The following is a 4,037-nucleotide window of genomic DNA, read 5'->3' as shown; positions in this document are numbered from 1 at the left end:
CGGGTCTCCCTGGACGAGGTGATCGTGACCATGCGCGAGACCGGCCGGGACATGAGCGACAAATACAAGGAGACCGCACGGGGCGGTTTGGCCGTGAACGTCGTGGAGTGCTGAGAGTGGGGCAGGCCCTATCGTGTCGCTGACGCGCCACGCAGGGACCCTGCTGCCCCACTCTAGCCGGGCTGCTCCGGCCGGACGATGCGGATGTTGAAGTCCCAGCTGCCCAGGGACTGCAGGATGTCCAGCCAGAGCGGCAGGAACATTTCCATGCCCCGGGCGGACTGGATCCCGCCCAGGTCCAGGATGTCCTTCACCGGCCAGCCGAGCTGCTGCAGCAGTCCGGCCACGGTGGCCTTGGCTCCGGCATCATCCCCGGCCGTGAAGACGTTGTGGAGCCCGGGCAGCCGTCCCGGGTCCACCATGACCATGTGGTTCATGGTGTTCAGCGTCTTCACTACGCGCGCGGCGGGGAATTCGCGCTGAATCTGCTCGCCGAGGCTGTCCGTGTTGCAGACGGACAGCCTCGGCGGAAAGCCGTGGGAATAATCCAGCGGGTTGGCCACGTCCATGATGATCTTGCCGTCGTGCGGCCCGGTGGCGTGCAGGGCGGCCAGCGATCCGGTGCCGGCGGTGGCGTTGATGATCAGTTCGCCGTGGTCGCCCGCCTCGGGCAGCGTCACCAGCGCAATGTTCCGGTGCTCGGCATGCCAGGTGGCTATTGGGGGAGCACCGGTGGGGGAGGGTTCGGTCCGCGCCAGCGTTGCTTCGGGGTCCCGGGTGCCGATGACGACGGCGTGCCCGGCCTGGGCGATTTTCGCGGCCAGGACGCGGCCCACGTTGCCCGTTCCGATGACCGAGATTTTCATGCCAGCCACGCTAACCCCGGGCAGTTGCGAGGTCAATGAAACCGGCCCGGCGGCCGGGAGTCTCCGAGACCCCCAGGGGCGTCACGTCATATCGTTAGTTGCCGATGACCTGGTACGGGTCCCTGTAGGCCTCGATCAGGCTCGCGGCGGCCAGGTCGCCGCCGGCCCAGCCCATCACCGTGAAGGCGACGGCGCTGACCAGCAGGGCGAACACCAGGTACACGGCGCACATCCTGGCCAGGAAGGGACCGTCTTCGCGCAGTACGGCGGAGATTCTCGCCGGCACTGCGCCTACCGCAATGACGTTCGGGGCCATGTCGAAGGTGCCGTCATCCAGCCGGGCCACGATGCAATTGCGCCGGCGGTCATAACGGGTGGCGCAGATGTGGTTGCCATGGCGTGCCAGCAGGATGTCCTGGCCGACGTGCTGGCGGGAACGCAAAAAGGACACGGCTGTCTCCCGGATCAAAAGCGGTGGATTGGGGCCTGAACTTTGGGTGCAGCCCTAACTAAATTTTATCGCTGGGCCCGGCAGGACCTGCCGAAAACCGAGTGAGGCTGGCCACTGGCACATGTGAGCTTGGTCGTCATCCGGCAGCGTCCCAGCGGGCTTCGCCACGGTGGGACACCGCTCCGGCTATCGTCCCGACTCCCGGGCGTCCGCCATCCGCGGCCGACGGCCTGTCACCTTTTGGCGGCCTTGGCGCCGGGCGGAGTAAGGTGCTGGAGGATTGCGGCAGCCCTTGCCACATCGCGCCGGTGTGCCACGCCGGGCTGTCCCGAATGTGAGAGAGGCGGCCGAAAAGAAGATGAAGCAACAGCCCAGTGCTGCACTGCTTTTTGTCCTGACCGCAGCAATGGGTGTGGGCCCGCTGCTCAACTACGGTCTCAGTGCCACCAGCCCGCTGGTCATCGCGGACCTGGGGATCAGCCAGGGGCAGTTCGGCCTGTTGGCCACGGCCGTCTTTGCCAGTGCCGCCGTCAGCAGCAGCTGGCTGGGCCGGCTCAGTGACCGGACGTCGAACCGGGCCCAGCTGATCCTGATCTTTGCCGGCACCGCCGTCGCCCTGGTCGTCGCGGCTCTGGCGCACCACTATGTGGCGCTGCTGATTGCCGCCTTGCTGGCCGGCCCCGCCCAGGCCATTTCCAATCCGACCACCAACCGGATCATCATCAACCATGTGGCCCCGCCCAAGCGGCCGGGCTGGATCGGGGTGAAGCAGTCCGGCGTGCAGGGCAGCCAGCTCTTTGTCGGCCTGGTCTTCCCGGCCATGGCGCTGTGGGCCGGCTGGCAGGGGGCCATGATGCTCGGCGCCGTCGTCGCCCTCGTCCTGCTGGCCTACGGCCTGCGGCGCCTGCCGGTCGAGAATCCGGCCGCCAAGGCCACGGCGGCACCGGGTGCCGGCGTCACGGTCGCCGCTGCCGACGGACGGTTCCCGGCCTCTATCTGGCTGTTCGCAGGCTATGCGCTGCTCGCGGGCCTGGGCATGCAGGCCACCAACGTCTACCTGCCGCTGTTCGCCGTCCGGGCGCTGGACTTCCCGCTGGTGCTCGCCGGCGTGGCCGCGGGCGTGTCCGGGGTGGTCGGCGTCAGCTCGCGCATCCTGTGGGGGCGGCGGATGGCCACGGGCGTCCGTGCCTCCACACTGCTGGCGTTGATGGGCGCCGGCGCCCTCGGGGGTGCCGCGGCGCTGCTGGGCGCCGGCGAGTTCGGCAATCCGGTGCTGCTCTGGATCGGCGTGGTGCTGCACGGGGCCACCGTGCTGGGCGCCAACGTCGTCACGATGGCCGGCGTGATGCGCGTGGTGCCGCCGGCCCGCGTGGGCGCCGCCTCCGGCATCGTCTCCATGGGCATGTACACCGGGTTCGCCGGCGGACCGCTGCTGATGGGCCTGCTGCTGGACCGGAGCGGGACCTTCCACAGCGGCTGGCTGCTGGTCGGTGCCGGGTACCTGCTGTGCATCGTGCTGGCGCTGGCCCTGCGCGGCTACGGCAACCGTCCCGGCGTCGTCCGGTAGCGTTAGCGTTCAGCCACGCCCCTGGTAGGGCATCCCGCTCGCGGTGATGGTCAACTGGTTGATGGTCGCTGCGGCGGGCAGGGTTGCCATCAGCACAACGGCGCGGGCGGCCTCTTCGACGTCGAACGTCGGCTCCACGAGCTTGTGCCCGTCCGCCTGCAGCGCCCCCACGCCCGCGCCGACGTCATGCATCATGCCGGTGGCAGCGTTGCCGATGTCGATCTGCCCGCAGCTGATGCCATACGCCCGGCCGTCCAGGTCGATGGATTTGGTCAGGCCGGTGACTGCGTGCTTGGTGGCCGCGTACGCCACCGACCGCGGGCGCGGGGAGTGCGCGGAGATTGACCCGTTGTTGATGATGCGCCCGCCCTGCGGCTGCTGCGACTTCATCCGCCGGAAGGCTTCCGCGGCGCAGAGCATGGCGCCGGTCAGGTTCACCGCGACGACCTCGTTCCAGTCGGCCAGGCTGATCTCGTCAATCCCGGCCGGGGGACCGAAAATGCCGGCGTTGTTGAACAGGACATCCAGCCTGCCCCAGGCATCCGCCGCGGTGCCGAACAGGCGGGCGACGTCGCCGGCCTTCGTGATGTCCGCGGCCACGCACAAAGCCGCGGTGTGGCCCGCGGCGGTTTCCGCCAGCGCTTCCGGGCGCCGGCCGGCCAGCGCGACGTGCCAGCCGGCGTCCAGCAGCTGCCGGGCGACCGCCCGGCCGATGCCGGAGCCGGCACCGGTGACGACGGCGATGCGCGGGGTCTGGCCGGATGCGGGCTTCATGTGAACCTCCGGGATTCGGCGGCCGCCCAGGTTACGTGCCTGCAGCGGCCCACGTTGACAGGACCGGCTGTGGGGCCGTTCACTATATCCTACTAATTGGAAACTTTATTCCGCAATATGAAAATAATGTGGATTGAGAACGAGCGTTGCGGCAGGGGAACCCTGCCCTCACTGGAGAGGCTGTACATGACGGTCACCGACGACTTTTCGGCATTCGCCGGGGGAGCGGACCGCTCCTTCCCGGACTATGATCCGGAGGAAACCACCGAATGGCTCGAATCCCTGGACTCGCTGGTTCGGGACCGGGGGACCGGGCGGGCCCAGTTCATTGTCCGTTCGCTCCTGCAGCGGGCCGGCGCGAAGAGCGTCGGGGTGCCGA

General features: G+C 68.7%; 6 protein-coding genes. 3 read left to right on the top strand and 3 right to left on the bottom strand.

Translation table 11 applies throughout. The features are described 5' to 3' along the window. The coding region (locus ACFQ36_RS21225) for an L-serine ammonia-lyase, iron-sulfur-dependent, subunit alpha (protein WP_377017290.1) at nucleotides 1-114 on the top strand (114 nt) is incomplete at its 5' end. A 59-nt stretch (nucleotides 115-173) separates the two neighbouring features. Here ACFQ36_RS21225 and ACFQ36_RS21220 read toward each other — a convergent pair. Together ACFQ36_RS21220 and ACFQ36_RS21215 are read right to left on the bottom strand one after the other, a co-directional pair. Further along, nucleotides 174-866 carry an NADPH-dependent F420 reductase gene (locus ACFQ36_RS21220; protein WP_377017289.1) on the bottom strand — a complete coding sequence of 231 codons (693 nt, stop codon included), beginning with the start codon at nucleotides 864-866 and terminating at the stop codon, nucleotides 174-176. A 94-nt stretch (nucleotides 867-960) separates the two neighbouring features. Beyond that, nucleotides 961-1,317, bottom strand: a complete 357-nt coding sequence (locus ACFQ36_RS21215) for a hypothetical protein (protein WP_377017285.1) — start codon at nucleotides 1,315-1,317, stop codon at nucleotides 961-963. Between the two features lie 358 nt (nucleotides 1,318-1,675). Between ACFQ36_RS21215 and ACFQ36_RS21210 the strand changes: the two genes are divergently transcribed. Next, nucleotides 1,676-2,884 carry an MFS transporter gene (locus tag ACFQ36_RS21210; protein ID WP_377017283.1) on the top strand — a complete coding sequence of 403 codons (1,209 nt, stop codon included), beginning with the start codon at nucleotides 1,676-1,678 and terminating at the stop codon, nucleotides 2,882-2,884. A gap of 9 nt (nucleotides 2,885-2,893) precedes the next feature. On the opposite strand, the gene ACFQ36_RS21205 is transcribed toward ACFQ36_RS21210, so the two are convergent. Next, entirely contained in the window at nucleotides 2,894-3,658 is a 765-nt protein-coding gene (locus tag ACFQ36_RS21205; RefSeq protein ID WP_377017281.1) for an SDR family oxidoreductase, read from the bottom strand. A 186-nt stretch (nucleotides 3,659-3,844) separates the two neighbouring features. Here ACFQ36_RS21205 and ACFQ36_RS21200 point away from each other — a divergent pair. Beyond that, a partial coding sequence (locus tag ACFQ36_RS21200) for a hypothetical protein (RefSeq protein WP_377017287.1) occupies nucleotides 3,845-4,037 on the top strand: 193 nt, incomplete at its 3' end.

Origin of the sequence: Arthrobacter sp. GCM10027362 (genome assembly GCF_042679445.1) — a bacterium.
GTDB lineage: Bacteria > Actinomycetota > Actinomycetes > Actinomycetales > Micrococcaceae > Crystallibacter.
Note: the sequence above shows the minus strand (reverse complement) of the source record. Positions and strands in the feature narration are given on the sequence as shown.